This window comes from Paenibacillus sp. FW507-14B1B (assembly GCF_058781425.1).
Genome location: NZ_JBYSWS010000003.1, coordinates 25586 through 49092, shown reverse-complemented (window position 1 = coordinate 49092; position 23507 = coordinate 25586). Strand labels below are relative to the sequence as shown.

23 protein-coding genes are annotated in these 23507 nt (G+C 45.2%); 16 read left to right on the top strand and 7 right to left on the bottom strand.

From position 1 onward, the window contains the following. The first annotated feature begins 28 nt into the window (after nucleotides 1–28). The 5 genes from AC3WJJ_RS15860 to mutY all read left to right on the top strand — a co-directional run bounded on the left by AC3WJJ_RS15860 (nucleotide 29) and on the right by mutY (nucleotide 5171). Nucleotides 29–1735 carry an ATP-binding protein gene (locus AC3WJJ_RS15860; RefSeq protein WP_492542161.1) on the top strand — a complete coding sequence of 569 codons (1707 nt, stop codon included), beginning with the start codon at nucleotides 29–31 and terminating at the stop codon, nucleotides 1733–1735. A gap of 304 nt (nucleotides 1736–2039) precedes the next feature. Beyond that, nucleotides 2040–2474 (top strand): BrxA/BrxB family bacilliredoxin, encoded by a 435-nt coding sequence (locus tag AC3WJJ_RS15855; protein ID WP_492542159.1) that lies wholly within the window; start codon nucleotides 2040–2042, stop codon nucleotides 2472–2474. Nucleotides 2475–2578: 104 nt separating this feature from the next. Further along, complete coding sequence (gene nadE, locus AC3WJJ_RS15850; RefSeq protein WP_422659706.1) at nucleotides 2579–3388, top strand: NAD(+) synthase; 810 nt, start codon at nucleotides 2579–2581, stop codon at nucleotides 3386–3388. Between the two features lie 168 nt (nucleotides 3389–3556). After that, nucleotides 3557–3952 carry a holo-ACP synthase gene (gene acpS / locus AC3WJJ_RS15845; protein WP_492542157.1) on the top strand — a complete coding sequence of 132 codons (396 nt, stop codon included), beginning with the start codon at nucleotides 3557–3559 and terminating at the stop codon, nucleotides 3950–3952. Between the two features lie 28 nt (nucleotides 3953–3980). After that, nucleotides 3981–5171 (top strand): A/G-specific adenine glycosylase, encoded by a 1191-nt coding sequence (gene mutY / locus AC3WJJ_RS15840; protein WP_492542156.1) that lies wholly within the window; start codon nucleotides 3981–3983, stop codon nucleotides 5169–5171. A gap of 84 nt (nucleotides 5172–5255) precedes the next feature. Here mutY and AC3WJJ_RS15835 read toward each other — a convergent pair whose 3' ends face one another. After that, entirely contained in the window at nucleotides 5256–5864 is a 609-nt protein-coding gene (locus AC3WJJ_RS15835) for a superoxide dismutase (RefSeq protein WP_492542154.1), read from the bottom strand. A 450-nt stretch (nucleotides 5865–6314) separates the two neighbouring features. Between AC3WJJ_RS15835 and AC3WJJ_RS15830 the strand changes: the two genes are divergently transcribed. The 5 genes from AC3WJJ_RS15830 (at nucleotide 6315) to folE (ending at nucleotide 10435) form a co-directional block, all read left to right on the top strand. Further along, nucleotides 6315–6740 carry a GNAT family N-acetyltransferase gene (locus AC3WJJ_RS15830; RefSeq protein ID WP_422659714.1) on the top strand — a complete coding sequence of 142 codons (426 nt, stop codon included), beginning with the start codon at nucleotides 6315–6317 and terminating at the stop codon, nucleotides 6738–6740. 197 nt (nucleotides 6741–6937) lie between these two features. Next, a complete protein-coding gene (lepB, locus tag AC3WJJ_RS15825) occupies nucleotides 6938–7540 on the top strand; it encodes a signal peptidase I (RefSeq protein ID WP_492542152.1) in 603 nt (200 codons plus the stop codon). Nucleotides 7541–7567: 27 nt separating this feature from the next. Beyond that, nucleotides 7568–9424 carry a tRNA epoxyqueuosine(34) reductase QueG gene (gene queG / locus AC3WJJ_RS15820; RefSeq protein WP_492542150.1) on the top strand — a complete coding sequence of 619 codons (1857 nt, stop codon included), beginning with the start codon at nucleotides 7568–7570 and terminating at the stop codon, nucleotides 9422–9424. A 131-nt stretch (nucleotides 9425–9555) separates the two neighbouring features. Beyond that, on the top strand, nucleotides 9556–9789 hold the full coding sequence (locus tag AC3WJJ_RS15815; protein WP_492542148.1) for a YneF family protein: 234 nt from the start codon (nucleotides 9556–9558) through the stop codon (nucleotides 9787–9789). 52 nt (nucleotides 9790–9841) lie between these two features. Next, nucleotides 9842–10435 carry a GTP cyclohydrolase I FolE gene (folE, locus tag AC3WJJ_RS15810; RefSeq protein ID WP_492542147.1) on the top strand — a complete coding sequence of 198 codons (594 nt, stop codon included), beginning with the start codon at nucleotides 9842–9844 and terminating at the stop codon, nucleotides 10433–10435. Between the two features lie 91 nt (nucleotides 10436–10526). On the opposite strand, the gene AC3WJJ_RS15805 is transcribed toward folE, so the two are convergent. Beyond that, complete coding sequence (locus AC3WJJ_RS15805; RefSeq protein WP_492542145.1) at nucleotides 10527–11708, bottom strand: Fe-Mn family superoxide dismutase; 1182 nt, start codon at nucleotides 11706–11708, stop codon at nucleotides 10527–10529. Between the two features lie 134 nt (nucleotides 11709–11842). Then, nucleotides 11843–12847 (bottom strand): alpha/beta hydrolase, encoded by a 1005-nt coding sequence (locus AC3WJJ_RS15800; protein WP_492542143.1) that lies wholly within the window; start codon nucleotides 12845–12847, stop codon nucleotides 11843–11845. 208 nt (nucleotides 12848–13055) lie between these two features. On the opposite strand from AC3WJJ_RS15800, the gene AC3WJJ_RS15795 reads away from it, so the two are divergent. Then, nucleotides 13056–13799 (top strand): IclR family transcriptional regulator, encoded by a 744-nt coding sequence (locus tag AC3WJJ_RS15795; RefSeq protein ID WP_422659721.1) that lies wholly within the window; start codon nucleotides 13056–13058, stop codon nucleotides 13797–13799. 102 nt (nucleotides 13800–13901) lie between these two features. On the opposite strand, the gene AC3WJJ_RS15790 is transcribed toward AC3WJJ_RS15795, so the two are convergent. The 4 genes from AC3WJJ_RS15790 to acnA form a co-directional block, all read right to left on the bottom strand. Further along, nucleotides 13902–14999 (bottom strand): DUF1648 domain-containing protein, encoded by a 1098-nt coding sequence (locus AC3WJJ_RS15790; RefSeq protein WP_492542140.1) that lies wholly within the window; start codon nucleotides 14997–14999, stop codon nucleotides 13902–13904. A gap of 2 nt (nucleotides 15000–15001) precedes the next feature. Continuing rightward, nucleotides 15002–15397: a GntR family transcriptional regulator gene (locus AC3WJJ_RS15785; RefSeq protein ID WP_492542139.1), complete on the bottom strand. Its 396-nt coding sequence runs from the start codon at nucleotides 15395–15397 to the stop codon at nucleotides 15002–15004. Between the two features lie 155 nt (nucleotides 15398–15552). Then, nucleotides 15553–15714, bottom strand: a complete 162-nt coding sequence (locus AC3WJJ_RS15780) for a hypothetical protein (protein WP_492542137.1) — start codon at nucleotides 15712–15714, stop codon at nucleotides 15553–15555. Nucleotides 15715–15912: 198 nt separating this feature from the next. Continuing rightward, entirely contained in the window at nucleotides 15913–18633 is a 2721-nt protein-coding gene (gene acnA, locus AC3WJJ_RS15775; RefSeq protein WP_492542135.1) for an aconitate hydratase AcnA, read from the bottom strand. Between the two features lie 283 nt (nucleotides 18634–18916). Here acnA and AC3WJJ_RS15770 point away from each other — a divergent pair, with 283 nt between their 5' ends. The 5 genes from AC3WJJ_RS15770 to AC3WJJ_RS15750 all read left to right on the top strand — a co-directional run bounded on the left by AC3WJJ_RS15770 (nucleotide 18917) and on the right by AC3WJJ_RS15750 (nucleotide 23492). Beyond that, on the top strand, nucleotides 18917–19942 hold the full coding sequence (locus AC3WJJ_RS15770) for an amidase domain-containing protein (protein WP_492542133.1): 1026 nt from the start codon (nucleotides 18917–18919) through the stop codon (nucleotides 19940–19942). 45 nt (nucleotides 19943–19987) lie between these two features. Further along, on the top strand, nucleotides 19988–21082 hold the full coding sequence (locus AC3WJJ_RS15765) for a D-alanine--D-alanine ligase (RefSeq protein ID WP_422659727.1): 1095 nt from the start codon (nucleotides 19988–19990) through the stop codon (nucleotides 21080–21082). Nucleotides 21083–21185: 103 nt separating this feature from the next. After that, complete coding sequence (locus AC3WJJ_RS15760) at nucleotides 21186–21503, top strand: hypothetical protein (RefSeq protein ID WP_422659728.1); 318 nt, start codon at nucleotides 21186–21188, stop codon at nucleotides 21501–21503. After that, nucleotides 21500–22501, top strand: coding sequence for a UV DNA damage repair endonuclease UvsE (uvsE, locus tag AC3WJJ_RS15755; RefSeq protein ID WP_492542131.1), 1002 nt, complete (start codon nucleotides 21500–21502; stop codon nucleotides 22499–22501). Before AC3WJJ_RS15760 ends, uvsE begins: the two co-directional genes overlap by 4 nt. 121 nt (nucleotides 22502–22622) lie before the next feature. Next, nucleotides 22623–23492 carry an inositol monophosphatase family protein gene (locus tag AC3WJJ_RS15750; protein WP_492543046.1) on the top strand — a complete coding sequence of 290 codons (870 nt, stop codon included), beginning with the start codon at nucleotides 22623–22625 and terminating at the stop codon, nucleotides 23490–23492. The last annotated feature ends 15 nt before the right edge of the window (nucleotides 23493–23507 follow it).

Here is a 23507-nt window from a genome sequence, read left to right as displayed (position 1 = left end):
CTTTAAGCAATTGGGGTGATGAAGCGTTGTGTTAGTTGCATTTAAAGACATACTACTACAGATCATGCTGTCCGGTGTGTTCACCTTTCAGATTTTACTGCTCTTTAGTAAGCAATATAATGCTTCATCAAGAAATACGGTAGAGGATAGACAGAACTATCAAAGTCTCATTGTTATAACTTGTGCGGTAAGTATTCTGCTCTGCTTCGGATTATCGACTCCATATAATGGGTTGTTTCCGATTAACTTAGGGATTCTACCACTGTTTGTCGGCATTTTATATGGTAATAGAATGTCCGGCTTGTTGTTGTCGCTGCTGTATGTTGGCTGTCATGAGCTTATATTCGGATTCTCTTTAACAGGAATTTTGCTTCATACGGGACTGCCAATGTATCTCCTCTTATTCTTTTTCTCACCTCAGTTTAAACAGAGGACCGTCATGGAGAAGATTGGATGTCTTTGGATTGGACTGATTCCAGCCTTAATTATTGTTGTAGCTTCACCTATTTTGGAAGGTAGGGTTATTGCTTCGGGTCACACCTCAGAGATGATCTTGGTGACATTTTTATATGTTCTTTTGAGCATTTTTAACGGAGCACTTCTTATTTATTATATTGAAAAAGTGTATAGTCGCATTTTCCCTGATGTTCCTTGTCGAGCCGAATCGGATAAGACACTACTTAAGCAGCTTTTGGATATGATTCCTTTGGGTATGGCGGTAGTGGATCGAAAAGGCGATATAGTGATGTTAAACGAGCATTTGGTTTTGAATTACAAGCAGAACTATCCCCATTTACGCGGTGAGGATTTTATCGGCAGAGCCTTTTATGAAACGTTTGAGGGAGTAGAGCAACGAGATTTCTTGAAACAACGAATTAATAAGTCGATGCAAGGAACTCGTTCTAGCTGGGATTCGATCCGTACAGGCGGCTCTATTTACTCGGTAGGAGCTTTTCCACTATATGATTCAGTTACTCAGTATATTGAGCATTCGGTGATTGTGGTACAAGATATCTCCGAGATAGAAAAGCTTAAGAGTGAGCTTATCAATATTGAGCGTCTAAGCATGGTCGGTCAAATGGCTGCCAGTATTACACATGAAATTCGAAATCCGATGGCAGTTGTACGTGGGTTTCTTCAACTGATGAAAGAGAAGAGTCCAGAAACCTTGGATCATTACTACCGGATCGTGATGGATGAGTTGGACCGGGCAAATGGAATAATTAATGACTTCCTGTCACTCGCACAGAATCGTATTGCTGAAAAAGAAGAGTGTCATATTCATGACATCATCCATGAGCTCAGTCCTCTGCTGTGGGCAGATGCCAATCTTCGCGGACAGAGCATTGATCTGAGACTGGGTAACTATGTCCCACGCCTTCATCTTAATGCCAAGGAAATGAAACAATTGATACTTAACTTATGCCGGAATGCAATGGAAGCCATGGATGACAAAGGAAACCTGACAATCGAGACTCGTATGGCGGGGGAACGTGTAGAGCTTCGGGTTAAAGATACAGGGTTCGGTATTCCAAAAGATAAACTGGATCGTTTATTTGAACCGTTTTATACGACGAAGAGTAAAGGCACAGGGCTTGGGCTTGCTCTATGTATGAGTATCGTTCAACGTCATCATGGAACCATCACGGTTCAATCCGAAGAGGGCGTAGGGACTACGTTTACAATTTCGTTTCCTCTAGTGGACAGGGATAAAGAATTGCTGCTGAAGCCATAATAAGTTCAGAATTAAGTTAAAGGAGGCTTTCAGCATGAGTAAAAGTAATAACTCTAAACAGCAGGAGCAACAAAAACAACAGAACAAACAGCGTCAAGGTGAAACGATTCAAGACAAAAAGCTAGACGGCGTCGACCGTCCTTCAACCTAGAACCTTAGTAGTCTAGATGTTTGGAATAGGGCGGAATTCCTTTTAGGAATCCGCCCTGCTTGTCTTGCTTTCACCCTTAGGCATTGTATAATATAGAATAGCGTAAGATGTTATTATACTTAACAAGATGTTTATATAAGGAGTGAGAGCAGCATGGGTATGTCTTTTGACCGATATATGCGTGATATGGTTCAACCGATGCGGGATGAGCTGACAAGTCTAGGTATTCAAGAACTGACAACACCTGAAGAGGTAGAGGAGCAGTTGCAGGCAGCGAAAGGAACAACCCTTGTTGTTATCAATTCGGTCTGCGGATGTGCAGCCGGTCAAGCACGTCCAGGTGTAGCGCATGCGCTGCAGCACGAAGTGAAACCTGATCATTTGTTCACTGTTTTTGCAGGTCAGGATAAGGAAGCTACGGCGAAAGCTCGTGAGTATTTCGCACCCTATCCGCCATCTTCACCTTCCATCGCGTTGTTGAAGGATGGGGAACTGGTTCACTTTATCGAACGTCATCAAGTAGAGAATCGTTCTGCAGAAGAGATTGCAGCTGATCTCACAGATGCATTCGATCGTTACTGCCGATAAATCGCCAGTAAAGTATTAGGCCCCGGAGCATTCGGCGTTTTCCGAAGCCTCGGGGCTTTTTTGTTCCATCCCACCGTTGTTCAAATACGAAAGGAGTCCTCAGGATGAGTTTACAAGAACAAATCATTGCTGAATTAGGTGTGAAACCGACCATTAATGTGGAGCAGGAAGTAAGGAAACGGGTCGACTTTTTGAAATCTTACGTAAAAGATTCTGGAACATCCGGTTTGCTGATTGCGATCAGTGGTGGATTGGATAGTGCTGTGGCAGCCGGGCTTTGCAAACGGGCTACCGATGAGCTAACAGAAGAACTTGGTAAAGAATTTAAAACGCTGGGCGTATTTCAACCCTACGGAACACAATCCGATATTGAGCATAGCTATGAGACAGCGAAGGCATTTGATCTCAAGTATGTTGTAGAGACAAATATCGAAGATACGGTAAATGAGATTGCTCTTGAGGTAGAACATGCATTAAAGAATATCGGTGTTCATCAGCATATTAGCATTCCTGGCAAAGGCAATGTGAAGGCAAGAACTCGAATGGTTATGCAGTATGCACTTGCCTTTGAACAACAACTCCTCGTGGTGGGAACTGATCACGCTTCAGAAGCAATCACGGGCTTTTATACGAAGTGGGGAGATGGCGCAGTAGACATTACGCCACTTAGCACATTGAACAAACGTCAAGTTCGTCAACTAGGCGCTTATTTGGGAGTTCCACAGTCTATTTTAGACAAGGCACCAACAGCGGGACTTTGGGAAGGACAGACGGATGAGAAGGAATTAGGAATTACTTATGAAGACAACAGTGACTATCTTGAGGGTAAGGATATTTCTCCAGCATCCCGTGAGAGACTGGAAGGTCTTTACCGGAAAACAGCACATAAACGCAACGCAATTCCAGGAATTTAAGTATATTTCCTGAATGGTCCCCCGGAAGCAAGCTATCCGGGGGTTTTTGTGTATATATCCACCATTAAATATAAGCTGTCTCTCTCTTTCGCATGCAGCAAGTCACTGATACAATAGGGACATGTGTGCAATGAAGATCGGATTTCCAGAAGGAAGGAGCGGGAATACTTGATTTATGGAATCGGACATGATGTGCTTGAGATCAGGCGTGTTGAACTGTTAATGGGAGGACCCCACGGTCAAAAGTTTATGGAGAGGGTTCTCACTAAGGCAGAGCGGGCTCTAGCTGTTAACAAAGGTGGAAGCCTGACCGAGTTCGTCTCTGGGCGATTTGCTGCTAAGGAAGCAGTGAGCAAAGCTTTTGGATGTGGTATTGGTAGGACGATCGGCTTTTGGGACATAGAGATACTACCAGATAAGCAAGGAAAACCGATAGTCACGTTATCATCTTCCGCTTGGTCCCGATTAGGGATTGGTGAACCGGATCATTATGCACTGCATTTGACCATCTCGCATCAGACAGAGCTGGCATCAGCATTTTCAATCGTTGAGAAGCTAGGATGAAGTAAGGCTACAGAAGGGAAATACAGAAATGAATAACATAGAGCAACAACGATTTTTTAGCCGTGAGCTACTGGATTGGTATGGTAGGAACAAGAGGGATTTACCTTGGAGGAGACACCGAAATCCTTATTATATTTGGATCTCGGAGATTATGCTCCAGCAGACCCGTGTCGATACGGTCATTCCGTACTTCAATCGGTTTATCGAGAAGTTTCCGACGGTTGAGTCACTGGCAGATGCGCCAGAGGATGAAGTCCTTAAATGCTGGGAAGGGTTAGGATATTACTCCCGTGCTCGTAATCTACAGCATGCAGCCCGTCAAGTGAAAGAGTTATATGGTGGCGTTATGCCAAGCGGCAAGGAAGAAGTATTCGGACTCAAAGGAGTAGGCCCCTATACGGCTGGTGCGATCCGAAGTATTGCATTTAATATTCCTGCTCCAGCTGTTGATGGCAACGTAATGAGAGTCTTGTCGCGCTACTTTCTAATTGAAGAAGATATTATGAAGGGCAGCACCCGTTCACATATGGAGGAACTGGTTATGCAACTGATCCCCGAAGGAAGGGCATCGGATTTTAACCAGGCATTGATGGAACTCGGAGCACTCGTATGTACACCGAAATCACCGAAGTGTCTCACTTGTCCAGTGATGGAACACTGTGCAGCAAGATTGGAAGGTAAGGAAGAATCACTTCCGATTAAGACGAAAGCGAAGCCTCCTCGTCCAGAATACCGAGTCACCGCACTCGTAGAAGGGACGGGTGAATATGCAGGGAAAGTGCTGATTCGTAAACGTCCAAGCACAGGTCTGCTGGCTAGCATGTGGGAACTTCCACATATATCGGTAGCTCAGGATGGTGGAGCGGCGGTTGTGTCACTTCCGGATGAAGCGGCGATGGACAAGCTTGCAGGAGACTTGAAGGAAGAAGGAATCCCGATTCAACCTGTAGGTCATTTCATGAATGCGGAGCATACGTTCAGCCATATTCACTGGAATATGCGTGTGTTTAAGTGTGAGTGGCGTGATGCTACTAGTAATAACTTATATGCTGCAGAGAGTGCTGCTGCTTACGATTTGAGTTCAAATGTGGTTGGAGCTGGTGAAGTAAAGTCCGCTTCTGATGTTCAATTCCGCTGGATTTCTCCCAAGGATATGGAATTATACGCATTTCCGAATGTATTCCTGCGTATTCTAAATCATTATTTTTCTTCCAAATGAATTAAAGTTTTAGACTTTTAGTGATAAACACAAAAAAGAGCCTCCGGTTGCCCGGTGGCTCTTTCTTGTTATACATAGGCGAAATTACTTCGCGTTGTCGTAACGTTTGCCAACTTCTTCCCAGTTTACAACATTCCAGAAAGCGGAGATGTAATCAGGGCGTTTGTTTTGATATTTCAGGTAGTAAGCATGCTCCCAAACGTCCAGACCGAGGAGAGGTGTTTGACCTTCCATGATCGGGCTGTCTTGGTTAGGTGTGCTAGTTACAGCCAATTTGCCGTCTTTCAGCACGAGCCATGCCCAGCCGCTACCGAAACGAGTTGTAGCTGCTTTAGCGAAATCTTCTTTGAATTTATCGAAGCCGCCAAGCTCACTGTCGATTGCTTCAGCCAAAGAGCCGGTAGGATTGCCGCCACCGTTTGGTCCGATGATTTCCCAGAAGAGGGAGTGGTTCGCATGGCCGCCGCCGTTGTTACGAACCGCTGTACGGATGCTTTCTGGAACAGCGTCAAGGTTGCCGATGATCTCTTCCAGGGATTTGTTCTGCAGTTCAGGAGCGCTCTCAAGAGCTGCGTTCAAGTTTGTTACATAAGTGTTATGGTGGCGATCATGGTGAATCTCCATTGTTTGTGCGTCGATGTGTGGCTCGAGCGCGTTGTTTGCGTAAGGAAGTGCTGGTAATTGAAATGCCATAATGAAAATACCTCCTGTAAATTGGTTTTTTTGAATATATGAATAAAGGCCGCCAACATATGGGGAAGCCGTTATCATCCATAAGAGAAATATGTAATTCGCTTACTCTTCATATATTAAACCTTTCCGGGGGATTAAATCAACTTTTATGTTTGAAAAGTCAGAATCGTGCGGATTATATTCAAACACTCATGTTCATATGAATAACGTTCTAACTGGATTTAATGGTGAATGGTGGTTTTTTTTCCATGGCTAAAAATGTAACCGCTTAATATAAAGCGTTTTCATAAGAAAACTCGTGAATTCTAGAGTAATATGTGGTTTAATGGACAAGAAAGCAGGATTTTCGCATTTTTTGTAGTAATTATAAATGTTAGGTTTGCATTAACGGAATACTAATGTTGTAAGCCGCGTAAACCGCATCATGCTAACGAAAAGGGAGATTTTGAGATGCATGTTCGTTCCTTTCAGTTGAGTGACTGTAACCAAGTAACTGAGCTATTACAGATTGCTTTGTCGGAAGAATGCTACGAAAATACGATGGAACCTTTCTCCAGACAACTTGCCTGGGATTCTGACTTGATTATGATAGCAGAAGAGAATGGCGAAATTGTCGGTGCCTTGATTGGGACCATTGAACGTAATCACGGTTGCTATTTCCGGATTGCGATCCATCCAGATTACCGCAGACAGGGTATTGGAAAAGCTCTTATTGAAGCGATGGAGCAGCGGTTCCAATCTCGTAAAGTCAGCCGGATTCTTGTTGCCGGAGACGAGCATAATGCAGCAGCGATGCCACTTTATGAAGCTATGGGCTACGGTGCTAATAAAATCCTGACATCATTCCAGAAGCTGAGTATCGTAAGTCAGCCGTAATGATCAGATCGGATTAAACGGGTTCTTTCGGCCTTTATCGAAATTATACGCTTGAGCCGGGAAACGACATTTATTTCTATATGAAGCATATCTATCGACCGTTGCAAATGGGAGAAAGATATGCTTTTCTATTAATGTACCATTTATGTATTTGGTGCCTCTAACAGAGGTAAACTTGATAGTAAAGAAGGTGTAGCATGGGACAGATCATTCCTCCGGGTTCCGGTGATCATGAAGATGTACCGAATCCCCAAGAGACAGGTGCCGAGAAGAACAGCTGGGTGACAGAACTATGGGATTGGGTCAAGACGATTGCCATCGCATTTTGTATTATGGTTCTTCTGAACATGTTTGTCTTTAATCTGTCTATGGTTAAAGGGGAATCAATGCAGCCGACACTGGAGGCGTCCGAACGTCTATTTATTAATAAATTGGTTTATCGGTTTGCTGATCCGGACCGTGGTGATGTGATCGTGCTGAAGGATCCAAGCAATGGTCCTGACAAGAAAGAATTTCTTGTAAAGCGAATAGTTGGCCTGCCAGGCGACACGATTGAAGTCAAGGGACATATCCTTTATGTGAATGGAGAAGCGCAGGAAGAATCATATACGGATGTTCCTATCGAAGATCCTGATTTTGCTCCTGTTACCATTGAGGAAGGTCACTATTTCGTTATGGGGGACAATCGTCATCATCGTAAGAGTAAAGACAGCAGGGAGTTCGGTAGTGTAAAGGAATCAGACATTGTAGGGCGAGCCGAATTCATTCTATGGCCACTATCCAAAATAAAAGGACTATAAGTTTTAATAGGAAAGGAGGCGCTGGAGATGACTTCACGACTTGGAGCCTATGCTCCTTCTGCCTCTGTGTGGGAGGATCTGAAAGAAGAACTGAAGCAGGCCGCACCTAGTCTAGGTATTGATGACATTGGGTTTACTTCAGCAGATCCGTTTGTTTCATTGAAATCGATTTTGCAGAATCATAGGGATAAGGGATATGAGTCAGGGTTCGAAGAGCCTGATCTAGATAAAAGAGTTACGCCGTCTCTTCCGGGAACCAAACCAGCGTCCATTATCGCTATTGCGGTTGCTTATCCGTCCAAGATGAGTAACCCACCTAAATCCGAACCGGGGAAATATCGCGGCATTATGGCCCGTTCAGCTTGGGGAAAGGACTATCACCAAGTACTGCGGGATGCGATGTCGAGGCTTGAGGCGTTCATTCGTGAACGAGTTCCAGATGCAGTTCTTGAGAGCATGGTGGATACAGGAGCCCTGGTAGATCGAGCTGTTTCTGAACGTGCTGGCATCGGTTTTAGCGCCAAAAACTGTGCGATTATTTCTCCGAAGTTTGGCTCGTGGATTTATCTTGGTGAGATGGTTACGAATATTCCTTTTCCCTCTGATTCACCTGTAACGGAGGACTGTGGAGAATGCACGAAGTGTATTGATGCATGTCCTACGGGGGCACTAGTGGGACCGGGACAGCTAAATGCGCAGCGTTGCGTTTCTTTTTTAACCCAGACAAAAGGATTTCTAGACGAAGAGGTTATGCGTAAGATTGGTAACCGGCTTTATGGCTGTGATACCTGCCAAATCGTCTGCCCTAAGAACAAAGGCCTGAACTGGACACATCATGAAGTATTGCAGCCGGATCCGGAAAAGGCGAAGCCTCTTCTTCTTCCGATTCTTGATATGAGCAACCGTGAATTTAAGGAAACATTCGGCGATACATCGGCAGCGTGGCGGGGAAGAAAACCGATCCAACGTAATGCTGTTATCGCGCTGGGTAACTTTAAAGACGTTTCGGCCGTACCAAAGCTTAGCGAGGTACTGTTGAAAGATCCGCGCCCAGAGCTGCGCGGAACCGCCGCATGGGCTCTGGGCCGTATTGGAGGCGAAGAAGCTTTGAACAACTTAGAAAAAGGCATGAAATCAGAACAGGAAGAAACCGTACGAGAGATGCTTAAACAAGCATTGAATAAATTACAGCCTGAGAGCGATGCTGGTGAACAGGAAAGCGTCCCACATGTTGCAGCGGCTAACGCTGTGGTTGAAGGTGGAGTAGCTGAACAGGACGTGTCTGGAGTGGATATGAACACTCCGGCTAGTGATGCTCCCAAGGGGGCCGAGCCGATGGCCACCCCAGCGGTAGAAACGGACGTATTATACTATGATGAGATACACACGCCTATCGGGACATTGACCGTCGTAGCAACTCATCTTGGTGTTTGCTTAATTGAATTCGGTGCTTTTACCGTTAAAGAGGCTGTCCTGCAGCAATGGTCGCGTACCTGGGCCGGAGGAGCCGGATATGAACATAGCAAGGAGCGACTTGCTGAGGTATCATCCCAGATGAAGCAATATTTTGATGGGACACTTAAGGAGTTTACGATACCGCTTGATATGCGTGGTACACCATTCCAACTTCAAGTATGGGAAGCTCTTAAGGAAATTCCCTATGGAACAATTCGTTCATATAAAGATATAGCTGAAGCTATTGGGAGACCTAAAGCAGTGCGAGCTGTTGGAGGAGCTAACAATAAGAATCCTGTTCCTATTATCGTTCCTTGTCATCGTGTTCTTGGGTTAGATGGTACGCTTGTAGGTTATGGTGGGGGACTAGAAATTAAGCGTTCTTTGCTGATGCTAGAGGGATCTATTCCAGATCGCAAAGGTGTATAGAAATAAGCTTAATGGATGACTATGAGGCCTGCGTTTTTTCCATTTGCTGTCCCGAAAAGGACATGCTATGATAGGTTCGTATATGCGCCAGTAAATGGTAAATATTAGTATGAGCTAAAGGTGGTCAAGTGATGGACATTGTTATTCCGATTATTACATTGATCGTGGGTCTAGTAGGGGGATTCTTTATCGGTGTATTCTATCTCCGTAAGCAGTTGGAGAAAATGCAGAACGATCCACAAATGCTGCAGAAGATGGCTAAACAGATGGGTTACAATCTGAATGGTAAACAAATGCAGCGTGCACAACAAATGATGAAAAATCAGCCGGCACCAGGCAAAGGCCAGGCACGCAAGCGTAAATAAAGTTTAATCAGTATAGCCGTTTATTTTTTTGGAACGGGAAGGGGGAAATACCGTGGCGGGCGTGAAAGATTATGTTAACAATAAAGTTGTAGAGCAGCGTGAGCAGATAGAGTACCATGTTGAGCAGATTCTTAAACTGATCGGTGAAGATACCGAACGGGAAGGATTGCTTGAGACACCTGCCCGCGTGACACGGATGTATGAAGAGATTTTTGCCGGTTACGAAGTCGATCCTCGTGATGTGCTAGGCGTTACATTTGACGAGCAACATGAGGAATTGGTTATTGTAAAGGACATTGTGTATTATAGCCAGTGCGAGCATCATATGGCACCGTTCTTTGGTAAAGTACACATTGGTTATGTACCTAGTGGCAAAATCGCAGGTTTGAGTAAACTGGCACGCCTCGTTGAGGCCATTACTCGCCGTTTGCAAGTACAAGAGCGTATTACTTCCCAGATCGCAGACATTATGGTTGAAGTACTTCAGCCACATGGCGTGATGGTCGTTGTGGAAGGTGAGCACTTGTGCATGTGTGCACGCGGAGTGAAGAAACCTGGCAGCAAGACGATTTCATCTGCCGTACGTGGAACATTCCAGAGTGATTCAGCTCAGCGCGCTGAGTTCTTGTCTTTAATTAAAGACTAAGAAGACTTAGCTATCGATTGAGTGTTATAGAAAGGGCTCCGCCGAGATTTCGGTGGAGCCTTTTTTGAATACATAAATGCTCAATAAAAGCCTAAAATGGCTGCCACATCAGTTTCTTTGCCTTTTCGAAGCGTTTCTCGGCCTCAGGCCAGAATACAACGTTCCACCAATCATTAATGTAGTCTTTACGGTTATTCTGGTGCTTGAGATAATAAGCATGCTCCCAGACATCGAGCGCTAGAATGGGTACGACATCCCACTGGGATAAGTTTTGATGTTTCTCAGCTTGTAATATTTCTAGCCGGTGACTGCGAGGACTCCACACCAGAATCGCCCAGCCTCCGCCTTCGACCTTGTCTGCTGCTTCGGTAAATTGTTTTTTGAATTGATCATAGCTACCGAAATCTTGTTTGATCTGTTGCGCAAGGTCTCCGCTAGGAGTACCGCCTCCCTTAGGATTCATAATGGTCCAGAACAAGGTGTGAAGATAGTGACCTGCACCATTAAATGCAAGTTCACGCTCCCAGTGCTTCACTAGATCGAAGTTCCCACTTTTGCGGGCTTCCTCAAGTTTTTTTTCTGCTTTATTAAGTCCATCTACATAGCTTTGATGGTGCTTGTCATGATGGATTCGCATCGTTTTCTCGTCAATGTAGGGCTCAAGTGCATTGTATGGATACGGAAGTGGGGGGAGTCGATGCCCACCGATTGGAACAGCCGATTGATTGGGAGGGGAGGAAGAAACGCTTTGTATAACAGCTTCAATCTCTTCTTGCTGAAATGGTGTGGCTACAGGTCCCTGCGGTTCAGCAGGCATTTGTCCGTGCTTTTCAATAAGTCGCTTTATGGCCCCAGGCTGGTTAAGCTCTTTAAGGACTTCGATGAAGTATTCTGATTCTCGGATGATATGGAGTAATACGGTGTCGGCAAGGGGGACCTTTTGTACAGCAGGACTGTTATCTTTCATCCTATATAGCTGGCGTATAAATTCTCTTGATTGTTCAAGTGAGACATGAAGAATTCGTTCAATTTGGGCAATGAGCTGTGGGGAAAGTGGTCCGGAAGTAGCTAGAACCTGACGAAGTAGTTGATCGGCAGCCCTTTCAGTTTCCCCAAATACGACTGCCCACTCATTCAGCAGCTTAACGTAGGGAGGCTCAAGATCAGGCACGATAGCTTTAATAACCTCCGTATGCTCCATTTCTTGCTGCTTCCAGAATCGTATCTCTTCCAAAATTCTTGCTGGGAGCATAGCTCCATAAATATACAGCATGCGATTCGTTCCTCCTGTCATAATCTTCACTATGAAACTATATTCGACTTACAGCATGTATTATGAAGTTAGATTGCATAAACAAGCCCGTAACATCTCACTGCGATGCTACGGGCTCTAATAAACAGCTCTTATTATTGTTCTGTCACTGTGCTTCCTGGTGGATCTAGTTTCCCTAGGAAGGTGGATACCCTGCGTAAATATTCGCGCGGATACTCACGGAATATAAGTTCGTGACGAGAGCCTTCCACAATCCATGAATCCGAATCGGGATGTGTCTGATTGGAGGCAATCTTCTCAGCAATTGGATAAGGGGCTTTATCGTCATTTGTTCCATGTATGAACAAGGTTGGAAACGGATAATCATACGTCTTCACTTCGTTATATGGAATCTGATCCAGACTAGTACCGTTCAACACAGGGAATAGTAGTTCCAGAATTTCGAGCGAAGGATGACGAGGCAGATCGATTTGGTTTTTGATGTTGTGATATAGGGTGTCTGGCTCCAGCAAAAAAGTACTGTCCAAGATCATCGCATCCACATCTTTCGTTTCGAGTCCAGCTTGTAAAGCCGTTCCGGCTCCCATAGAGAAACCCCATACTACGATTTGCTTCGCACCGCGTTGCTTGGCCAACTGGATGGCACCAAGAAGCTGGCGTTTCTCTTCTTTGCCCCCGGTGGCAACTTCTTTGCTGGTCTGTGAAGCAAAGCCGTAATCGAACATCAGGACATTAAAATCCAAGTTGTGAGCATAGTGGGCTAGGTCGTACATAGGAATCCACGTCTCCTCACGATTGGCTCCATATCCATGACTCAATACAATCGTTCGTGATGAATCCGTGGCTGGAATATACCAACCGCTAAGTGTTTGCTTTCCATCAATGGAATGGAAGAGAACGTTCTCGTACTCCACCCCTTTGGCGAGCTTAGGGTTTGAATACAGTGGTGCAACGCTAGGATTCGACAAAACCCAAGCGATATAGGCATGTAGAGCTATAAAACAAAAGATTAGAAAAAAAACAACCGATAGTATGAGAGCGAGCAAAATATGTCTGAACCGGATCATGCGGGCTGAAAGCCCGGTCGGCGTATCATTCAACTGGGAGAGTGGGGCGTTGTTACCAGTGATCATACTCATGAGTGGCCCCTCCTTACCATGATATCTTACATTAAAATGAAAACGTTAAATTATTATAATCGTAATGCCGGGAATTGGTTAAGTCAATGTAAAATAAGAGATTGTTAGACAAATGTAAAATAGGATTTTCAGTTTACTTCCCGACTATTTTTTCTTATAATTCTTGTAACCAGGTTTCATGTGATGAAACAAGAGAGGGGCAAGCGGGATGGAAGACCGTAAATTGACGGTGCGTGCTGTTGAGCGTGCACTTGATATATTAATGTGTTTTACGAAGAGTCATGAACTGGCTTTAACGGAAATTTCCTCTCTGATCGGACTGCATAAAAGCACGGTTCATCGGTTGATGACCACACTGGAGGATAGAGGTTTTGTCGTTCGGGATAGCAGAACGGATAAATATCGATTGGGTATGAAAGTTTGGGAACTTTCCACACACTTATCTCATAGTGATGATCCAGCCGTGTTATTGTTGCCTGCCATGGAGTCTTTACGTGACAGGCTTGGGGAAACGGTAAGTCTCTATCTTAGAGACGGGGGAGAGCGTATTCGAATACAGGCCGTACAGAGTAATCAAGCCATACGCAGGGTTGCTCAAGTGGGAGCACGTTTGCCTTTATCGGTCGGTGCATCAAGCAAGGTGCTGGTTGCCTATGCGTCACCCTCCGATCAAGAAGAGCTGTTGAATGCTCCGGACTGGCCTCAATCTATTGATCGTAACCTCTACCGGCTTCAGTTACGTGAAATCGTTGAGAAAGGTTATGCGATCAGTATTGAGGAACGTGAACCAGGTGCTGCTGCTGTATCTGTACCGATTATGGATCGAAGTGGGAAAATCGCCGCGGCACTATCCATGTCTGGCCCTGTCAATCGACTTTCGGCAGATACATTAAGGGAATATGCACCTGTGCTGAAGGAAGCGGCACGGGAAATGGGACTGATGCTCTCTTAAAGTATATTTGTTAACGACAACAAGCAGGCTGCTTAAGGGCGTAACCTTAGGCGGCCTGCTTGTTTTTTTTAGATGGAGGAATGATTTGTACTCGGAGAGTTGTTAACCAGATAAGAGTGAAGCAGTAACAATAAGGGCAATAAGTCCGATCATAACAGCCCAAGCCCTTTTGTTCGCAAAGTTGATCGTCCATCCAATACCAAATCTCTTCTCTACAAAAAGGGAAGGATCGTACGGATTATAATACAGACCTCCGAGCTTCCAATAAGCGTCGTCATCGTAAGGCTGTACAGGTGAAGGGGTTCGCTTTGGTCCAATGCGGCTTCCACCTTGCCCAGTTATGACAGTCATAACTAGAGCTCCAATAACGATGAGAGAAGGGACAAGCAAACTTACAAGGGCGAGCATCTCGGTGTCTAAGCTCAGCATCATATTTAGCTGAATAAAGGAAAAGAGCAAGATGATAATAAGACTGGTCATGATGTTGAAGAAGGACCATCTCCGGCGGAAAATCACGTTACGTGCAGCCGAGCCTTCCGGATCACCGGGATTGATCTGTTGTTTGCTCTTTAGAATGGACCAATTGATGAATATAAACGTTATGATCATGACAGCTTGCATGATGTTTGGAAATAGGACGGTAAGGACCGATTTGTCAGCATATCGGATGACATTACCATCGAAATCAAACTTCATAGGCAATAGGTTAGGAATGTAATCGTAGTAGGAGAGGATCCAAGCTGCACTGATGGCTGTAATGATCCCGTGGATGATAAACCAACGGTTGGAGAACACAAGCTTTTGTTGTCGAAAGTTTGTTTGAAGCGCAAGTTTTTGACGTTGCTTTGGAGTTGCTGGGAAATTAGCTTTTAAGTTTTTCATTTTGAAATGGAAGGTTACATTCATAAGTAATGAGCAGATGACCATGCCTGTGATACCAATGGCAAACACAATTTCTTTTGAAACCGCAGGCCATGACATGATGATAAGAAGGCAGCCGACAATGAGGACGATGTATATCAAGCTACTTATTCCCGCGTACTGTCTGCGTAGTTTTCGCAGAGGCTCGCTATGAAAAGTCTCCTCGCTTATCGTGACGCCAAAGCTCAACGTTTCTCTCGTGAAATAAGGCATGAACACAAGCGATGCGAGCAAGGGGAGAGTCATTAACACAATAATTAGTGTTGAAATAACATACATAGTTATTCTCCTTCCTTCGTATGGGTGATCTCTTCGTGCATTTCTGAAACGACCTGCAAAATCTGATCTTTACTCATACCACGGCAGATGGCTTCCGCAATGATTGGTTTAAGATGACTACTACGCTTCTCTTCATATTCTGGGGTGATCTCTGGAAGACCGTCTGGATTAACCACGACGCCTCTTTGGCGGTGTACCTGGATGAATCCGTCCTGCTTGAGTAATGTGTAAGCTTTGTTAACTGTGTGAAGATTGATTCCAATATCGGATGCAAGGCTTCTGACAGAGGGGAGAGGTTCACCTGGACTTAAATCACCGCTAGCGATTCCTTCAATAATCTGATTGATAAGCTGGGTATAGATCGGTACATCTGATTGCATATCAAGCTGAATAATCATTTAAAACCCCTCAATTCGTTATATCTGTTATAGTCGAAGTATAACACGTATATTTTGAAAAAGGAAGTAGGCGGGAGGAATGATTTTCTAGTTATAGTACAGAGACAACACAAAACGCCTGCATCAGCAGGCGTTTTGTAATGAAACGTTATGTATTAGCGTGTCGAACGTGCTATGTTTTTCTCATTCATTTTCTGAGTTAGAATTTCATGAAAAGTCACTGGTTTATCTGGCGACTGATCTTTTTTCGTGGTGTTCACTGTTTGTGGTCGCGGATATTGATGATGAAACGGTGCCATCGTGGATATCGTTAACATGTTCATGATCCTCCTTACGCTTGAGCGACTTAAACGAACGCAACGTTTCTTAATTGTTAACCTTCGCAGTACGCTTCGAAACGTTATATTCCAAATTCAGGAGAATAGTCTCGGTAAAAAGTCTAAAACAGAAAAATCCCCATTTCCTAACAAAGGGAATGGGGATTTGTTCCTGAGGCTATAGAACCTCAGTGCATATTAGTTTTGGTTATTTGCGATCATCTGACGAAGTACCGTTTGTAGGATACCACCGTTATAGTAGTAGTCCACATCGACCATACTATCGAGTCTAGCGATCACAGGGATCTCGAACGTCGTACCATCTTCGCGAGTAGCGATGACGGTCAGATCTTGACCAGGCTTCACATCATTGCTTAGGCCGACGATATCGAACGTTTCACGTCCATTAAGACCAAGGCTGGACCATCCATGACCTTCTTGGAACTGAAGTGGCAGAACGCCCATACCTACAAGGTTCGAACGGTGAATCCGCTCGAAGCTTTCAGCGATTACAGCTTTGACGCCAAGTAGGTAAGTACCTTTAGCAGCCCAGTCACGTGAGCTTCCTGTACCATATTCTTTACCTGCGATAACGATCAGGTTCTGACCACCAGCTTGGTAGTTCATCGATGCGTCATAGATAGACATAACTTCATCTGTCGGTAAGTACGTAGTTACGCCGCCTTCAGTACCTGGAGCAACCTGGTTACGAATACGGATGTTCGCGAACGTACCGCGCATCATAACTTCGTGATTACCACGACGAGAACCGTAGGAGTTGAAGTCTTTGCGAGCTACACCATGATCATTCAAGTAAACGCCCGCAGGGCTGTTCACAGCAATGTTACCCGCTGGTGAGATATGGTCCGTTGTTACGGAGTCTCCCAGCAATGCAAGAACACGTGCATTGCGGATATCTTGGATATCGCTCAGGCCGTTTGCAAGGTTCTCGAAGAATGGAGGGTTCTGGATGTAAGTCGATTTATCATCCCACTCATACAATTCGCCTTCAGGCACAGGAATAGCATTCCAGCGTTCGTTGGCTGTAAATACGTTAGCGTATTTGCTACGGAAGGAATCAGCGCTAACCGCTTGAGCAATCGCATCACGAATTTCTGCACTTGTTGGCCAGATGTCTTTCAAGTATACAGGCTCGTTGTTCGGATCGTAGCCAATAGGCTCGTTCTGCAGGTCGATGTTCACTGTACCAGCCAGTGCATAAGCTACGACGAGTGGTGGTGAACCCAGGTAGTTTGCTTTGACTTGTGCGTGAACACGGCCTTCAAAGTTACGGTTACCTGATAATACTGCAGCAACAGTCATGTCATTGTCTGTAATAGCCTGGCTAACTTCGTCTGGAAGCGGACCGGAGTTACCAATACAAGTTGCACAGCCGTAACCTGCAACGTGGAAGCCAAGTGCTTCAAGGTAATTCATAAGTCCAGCTTTCTGCAGATAGTCTGTTACAACAAGGGAACCTGGAGTCAAGCTGCTCTTCACGTAGCCTGGTTTTTTCAGACCACGTTCAACTGCTTTTTTCGCGAGTAGACCTGCTCCTAGCATAACGCTTGGGTTGGATGTGTTAGTACAGCTAGTAATCGCTGCAATTACAACCGCTCCTGCGCTCATTTCGCTTGTTGTACCGTCTTTATGGTTAACGGTAACTGTCTCTGCGATCTTCTCATCGCTCAGACCGTAACCGCCTTTATCGATCGGTGTACGAATAATGTCATTAAAGTTGTTCTTCATATTCGTAAGTTCAATACGGTCCTGAGGACGCTTAGGTCCAGCCAAGCTCGGTACAACGGAAGCGAGATCAAGCTCGATTACGTCTGTAAATTCAGGATCAGCCGTTTCAGCCGTACGGAACATGTTTTGCGCTTTATAGTATGCTTCCACGAGTGCAACCTGTTCATCAGGGCGACCTGTGTTACGGAGATAAGCGATTGTTTCGTCATCAACTGGGAAGAAACCAACGGTAGCTCCGTATTCTGGTGCCATGTTCGCAACTGTTGCGCGGTCAGCAAGACTGATATTAGCAAGGCCTGGGCCATAGAATTCAACGAATTTTCCAACAACGCCTTTTTTACGAAGCAATTGAGTGACTGTTAGTGCAAGGTCAGTTGCCGTAGCGCCTTCTGCCAGACTACCAGTCAGTTTAAATCCAATAACATCAGGTGTTACAAAATAAAGCGGTTGGCCAAGCATTCCTGCTTCAGCTTCGATACCGCCAACACCCCAGCCAACAACACCAAGACCATTGATCATGGTTGTGTGTGAGTCCGTACCAACGAGGGAGTCAGGGAAGACGAATGTTTCACCGTCAACCGTTTTGGTTGCTGCTACAGAAGCGAGGTATTCAAGGTTAACTTGGTGAACAATACCCGTTCCTGGAGGAACAGCGCGGAAGTTGTTAAACGCAGTTTGGGCCCAGCGAAGGAAACGATAACGCTCTTCGTTACGCTCGAATTCAACCTGCATATTGTATTCAAGAGCTTGGTCAGTACCAAAGGCATCAACCATTACGGAGTGGTCGATAACGAGATCGACAGGTACCAATGGGTTGATCTGCTTCGGATCTCCACCGGCTTTCTTAACAGTGTCACGCATCGCTGCAAGGTCTACAACCACAGGTACACCGGTGAAATCTTGCAGTACGATACGAGCCGGAATGAATGGGATTTCCTTGTTGCTGTCAAGACCTTCATTCCATTTAGAGAGCTGCTTCACATGCTCCTCTGTAATCGCGCGTCCGTCAAATTGACGAACAGCTGCTTCTAGTAGCACCCGGATCGAGAATGGAAGCTTTGATACATCGCCGTGTCCTTGCTCTTCAAGAGCTTGTAAGCTGAAATAACGGTAATTCTTGCCGTCCACCTCTAGCGTGCGGGAGATGGAGAACTGGTCCTTAACTGACATAAGTGAACCTCCTTGAGTCGTATCAATAATTCCAAAATCGTTTCACTAGGTGAAACACAATTTCATAATTAACCTACAATAATTATAACGTTTACAAGCCTTGGCGTAAAGCATTTTTTGCAGAAAATGACGCATTTCGTCAAGCTTATTCGCACCTATTTTTACTTGGAATTCCTGATGAAAAGCGTGGTTCATAGCGACGACCTTTTCTTCATATATTGGTTATAGATATCTTCCCGGATTATGGCGGGCGATTGAAAGTCCGGAAAGGGGCGAGAATAGGATGGTTAAAATCGTTAAAGCACAGCGGCCTTGGAAGAACGCTTTGTATACGTATGTGGATCAGCATAATCAGAGTAAGGTGGAATACGGATCAGGTCTGAGAGAACAAATCGTAACAGATCTTAATTATTTAATGGAACGTGGGGAGAGACAAACACGAATACAAGCGTGGTATTCAGAACGGGAGGTAACGCCACTAAAGAGTGAGACTAGAGCGAAGCTCCTGCGGATCGTTCGTGAAACTGAGGATGACGTCGTAGCAGATGTTCGTTTGCACAGTGTGTTCTTCTATGAGAAAAGAGGTGTAACCCACCGTGAGGATGTCATTAGCCGAGAACGATTGTCGGTTGTGCGTGACGGCGATGCTTGGTTGATTGTTAATATAGAGCGGCTTGAAGATGAACGACATCCGCTTAATGAGCCGTATAAGGATGCTGATAGCCATCATGAAGCTCCTGTCCCAGTCCCTTCAACTCCGTTAATTAATTATGGTGTGTACTCAGCAGGAACCCATTCGCGTGCAGGTCGATATGAACGGGAAGCGGCTGCTGCCTATGCGGATCGATGGTGGGATTCAGGCAATCCAGAGTTTACGACATTTGCTGTGGACTGTACCAACTATATCTCACAATGCCTCTTTGCAGGCAAAGCCCCAATCCACTATACTGGTAAAAGAGAAACGGGTTGGTGGTACAAAGGTTATGTGAGTAACCGGGAATGGTGGAGTTATAGCTGGGCTGTCTCGAACAGCTTCGCCCGGTTTTTGAATACAAGCACTTCAGGTTTAAGAGCAGATATGGTGGAACGTCCGGAGCAGCTGATGCTTGGAGATGTTATCGTTTATGATTGGGACGGCGATGGTGCATTTCAGCACAGTACGATTGTTACGGCGTTTGATGCAGGCGGTATGCCGCTAGTGAATGCACATACAGTCAGCAGTAAACACCGATACTGGGATTACCGTGATTCTTATGCTTGGACCGATAATACGGTGTACCGTTTTTACCATATTCCTGATTATTTTTAATCGAACAGCATGAAATGCTGCAATTCGTAAAAAGAGAGGTTTGGCATGGGACAGGACAAATTAAGAGTAGGATTAGTTTATGGCGGTAAATCGGGAGAGCATGAAGTATCACTTTCAACAGCCTTTGCTGTCATGAATGCTTTCGATTTTGATAAATACGAAATTATCCCTTTCTATATTACGAAGCAGGGTACTTGGAGAATCGGCAGCAAGCTGTCGGCACCTTTCGCAGATGCTGCTGAATTGAAGCTTGAGAATGGGGAAGGCACGCAGAGCGCACTCAATGCTGTATTCAGTAGATTGTATGGTAGTGAGGAAAGCATCGTTGATATTATGTTCCCACTTCTTCATGGTACTTTTGGCGAAGATGGCACGATTCAAGGACTTTTTGAAATGGCGGATATTCCTTACGTGGGTACAGGTGTGCTTGCATCCGCTGCTGGTATGGATAAAGGCATCATGAAAAAGTTGTTTGCTCAAGCGGAGATTCCACAATGCGAATATAGTTATTTTAACAGATCCCAGTGGGAACGCAGCAGTCATGATCTACTGCAGGGCATTGAGGACAAACTGGGTTATCCGTGCTTCGTAAAGCCTGCTAACCTTGGCTCAAGTGTTGGTATCTCGAAGGCCAGAAATGCGGAAGAACTGAGAAATGCGGTTGAGACAGCGCTTCGTTTTGACAACAAGATTATTGTTGAAGAATTCGTAGATGCACGTGAGGTTGAAGTCAGCGTACTCGGAAATGATGAGCCGATGGCATCCATACCGGGTGAAATTGTCTCCTCTAGTGAATACTACGATTATGCTGCCAAATACATCAATGGACAGTCTGAGATGATGATCCCAGCCCCTGTTGAACCAGATACGGCAGATCAGCTGCGCGAGCTTGCGATTTCGGCCTTCAAAGCGATTGAAGGAAATGGTATTACGCGGGCAGATTTCTTTATCCGTCGCTCAGATAATGCTATTCTTATTAATGAGGTGAATACGATGCCTGGCTTTACTCCGTTTAGCATGTATCCGCTGCTGTGGAGAGAAACAGGCGTCTCATATCGTGAACTGCTTGATCGTATGATTGAGCTCGGACTTGAGCGATATAGCCGCAAGCAAGCATTAATTTACGAGAATGAAGCTTAATAACTAAAATGAAGTATAATAGGTATTGAAAACCAAGGGGAGTCCGCGCATATCACGGCTCCCCTTGACTCTAATCTTTTACACCGGAAAGGGAGGCTGGCGCATGGGATTTCAAACCGAGTTCAATTCCGTTTGCAAGTTTAAGAATGATCAGGAGCTTTATGAGCTTCTGGAATATGGTCGTGGGAAAATGCTGAAGGAAGGACTTCGTGTGTTTCCTACAGGTCAAAAGGTAATTGCTTATACACCTGATAATAAAGCGGTTGCTATCGTCCTGATTACTGCTAGTGTAGCGGAGATTAATTTCCAGGGACGTGAGGTAACCTCCGTCGAGTTACAGCTTGTCCGCAAGCTGACAGATGAAGAGTCTAGAGTGCAGACCGATCTTGCTTATGAGATGTTCTTTGGGAACCAAGCATGATCGTCCGCTTTGGTTATGTGGCTATGTCGACGGTTATTCAGAACGCATCGCCATCTAGAACGATGACGATGAAGAGCTTCATGAATCTGAATGACCGTGAGGCCGCGATCCGCAAACTGGAGCGTCTGGCCGCTGAGAACTTGCACAATACACTGCGTCTTTTAAAACATAGCATCGCTCATGATATTCGAGTATATCGAATGACATCTAAGCTCATTCCTCTAGGTACACACGGGGATTTAAGTGAGTGGGACCCTTATCCAGCGCTGAAGGAAGGGTTTGCGGAAGTTGGTCAATTTGTGAAGAAGCACGAGATGAGAGTATCCTTTCATCCGGATCATTTTACCGTGTTAAGTACACCAAGGGCAGAAGTTCTGACCAGTTCGATTCGTGACTTGAGACATCATACGAACATGCTGCAGGCGATGGGATTAAGTGCCGCAATGAAGAACAATATTCATATTGGTGGTGCTTATGGGGACAAGCCTTCTGCTGCTGCCCGGTTTGAGGAACATTTTCATCAGCTGGATGAAGACATCAAGGAACGGATTACGCTGGAGAATGACGATAAGACTTTTAACGCGATCGAAACTCTTGCAGTGAGTCAGAATTTAGGGCTTCCGATGGTGCTCGATATTCACCACCAGTGGGTGAATAATGAGGGAGAAGATCCGTGGGATCTTTGGCCAGACGTTCTAAAGACATGGGAGACGCCTTTGGCACAAGCTGGTTCAGAGCCAGACAAGCCTTTAGCGCCTAAAATTCACGTTTCGAGTCCGAAGAGTCCTACCGATATTCGAAGCCATGCTGATGGTGTCGATGTCGTACCGCTTCTCTCTTTTTTACGCAAAATTGCAGGAAGTACATCGCAGGTCGATGTTATGATTGAGGCGAAGAAGAAAGATGGAGCCTTGTTCGCTTTAATGGAGGAGCTTTCAGGTTACGGGAACGAAGGAGTGAAGATCGTGGATGGGGCGACGATTGAAGTAACTCCTTAAGAATATCGCTTGTAAAGTAGATGTGTTTTTAAGGGAAACGCGCCCTAGCTTCTCTCGTAATACATGAATAGGATGAATAAGTCTCTTAATATAGATTTTTTTGGAAAGTAGAGTGAGCATATTGAATGACAAAGAAAATGTACCCTACGTAGTCTCAAGTAAAAGCTACACTGCGGTTGCGATCAATTGTGCAGCTAAAGCAGGGGAATGGATTCAGAGCAGACTTGGAACGGTTAAACAGCTAAGTACGAAGACATCTGCACAGGATCTCGTGACCGAAGTAGATAAAGGGGCAGAGCAGATGATTCGCAAGCTGATTCTGACTCATTTTCCGGATCATGCGATTCTTGGTGAAGAAGGTGTTGAACCAGGTGCTGAAGCTTCTACCAAAGCTTTGGAGGCCGTGAAGGATGAACCTTACTTATGGATTATTGATCCGATCGATGGTACAACCAATTACGTTCATGGCTTCCCATTTTATTCGGTATCCATTGCTCTAGCCTACAAAGGCGAGGTTATCGTTGGTGTGGTGTATGATCCATCTCGCGATGAACTGTTTATTGCAGAGAAAGGTAAAGGAGCCTATGTTCATGGTAACCCTACCTTGGTTTCTAAGGAGACAACGTTATCTGAAAGTCTAGTAGCGACAGGTTTTCCAATGGATACTTCGGTTAATTTTCCTAAGAACATGGCTGGTATTCATGCTGTTGTTCCGAAAGTCCGTAATTTACGTACAGGGGGCTCTGCTGCACTGCATATGGCGTATGTTGCGGCCGGTCGTTTGAGCGGTTATTGGGAACAAGGATTGAGTGCATGGGATGTTGCGGCAGGAGCGCTTCTGGTTCAAGAATCAGGTGGAAGGGTAACGGATACCCTTGGGCGGCCTTATGATCTGTCGGTACGTAATCTGATGGCAACCAATGGTGCGATTCATGACAGTTTGCTGGATACGTTATCCGAGGCTGAGGCAACGGGTTTTACGAAAGAATAGAAGTAGGTCCTCTTC